Annotated in this window: 2 protein-coding genes; both read left to right on the top strand. The window is 55.9% G+C overall.

Annotated elements, in window-relative coordinates:
- The first annotated feature begins 10 nt into the window (after positions 1-10).
- Positions 11-457 carry a DUF3304 domain-containing protein gene (locus BMX68_RS25025; protein WP_143063375.1) on the top strand — a complete coding sequence of 149 codons (447 nt, stop codon included), beginning with the start codon at positions 11-13 and terminating at the stop codon, positions 455-457.
- A 27-nt stretch (positions 458-484) separates the two neighbouring features.
- Complete coding sequence (locus BMX68_RS25020) at positions 485-1,000, top strand: DUF3304 domain-containing protein (RefSeq protein WP_074862803.1); 516 nt, start codon at positions 485-487, stop codon at positions 998-1,000.
- The last annotated feature ends 47 nt before the right edge of the window (positions 1,001-1,047 follow it).

The following is a 1,047-nucleotide window of genomic DNA, read 5'->3' as shown; positions in this document are numbered from 1 at the left end:
GCTTCAAGCCATCAGCGTCGGGCTGCTGATCACCACGCTGGTGGGCTGCGGCGGCGAAGAACCGGACAAGGGGCCGGCTACCGCCAGCATCACCGCCTACAACCACACCGAAGAGTATATCCACCGTTTTTTCGTGGACGACACATGGGGGGGGAACTCGCGGGCATATGGAGGTGGCGGCAAATTTGTCTGCTGCATCAACTATCCCCGTGAATGGCGCCCTGACCTTACTGCCACAGTGCGTTGGAGTACCTCGAGTTCCATTCCAAATGGCCCTCCTGGCGTTACATGGCATGAGGAAGTTGTGCCGATTGAGCAATTCGACGAATTAGGCGACTTGAATGTGCATTTCCTACCGGACCACAAAGTGCGGTTGATTATTTCGCCGGGTTCGCCAGGGTTTCCGGGCTATCGCGGACCGGACGCACCGGTCAAACCCGCTGACTGGCCGTATTGACCCTCACGCTCTAGGAACCGCCACACCATGAATACGCTGAAAAACAGAGGTTATCGCCTGCTTCAAGCAATAAGCATCGGGCTGCTGATCACCACGCTGGTGGGCTGCGGCGGCGAAGAACCGGACAAGGGGCCTGAATACGCCAACATTACCGCTTACAACCACACCTCGGATTATATCCATGAGTTCTATATCAACGGCTCCTGGGGAGGGAACTCGCGTGCATATGGAGGAGGTGGCAAGTTTGTCTGCTGCATCGGCTATCCCCGCGAATGGCACCCTGATCTCACTGCAACGGTGCGTTGGAGCACCTCCGCCTCAAAGCCCAATCCATACGAGGGAGAAACCTGGCATGAACAGGTGGTTCCGATTGAGCGTTACACCGAATTAGGGTCAACGCTCAATGTCCACTTTTTAGCTCAAACCAAGGTCAGATTAATTATCAGCGATATGGGCTCTGGCCACCCCGCATATCCCGGCCCCAGACCTCCTGAGAAGCCTAACGGCTGGCCCTTTATGATTAGCAAGGAGGACCCGAAATGACCGAGTTTCAACCTGGCTGGTACCACGTCAAGAACCATATGGGCAAG

Origin of the sequence: Pseudomonas agarici (assembly GCF_900109755.1) — a bacterium.
In the GTDB taxonomy this organism is placed as follows: Bacteria; Pseudomonadota; Gammaproteobacteria; order Pseudomonadales; family Pseudomonadaceae; genus Aquipseudomonas; species Aquipseudomonas agarici.
The sequence above is the reverse complement of the archived record's forward strand: the minus strand, read 5'-3'. Positions and strand labels throughout refer to the sequence as shown.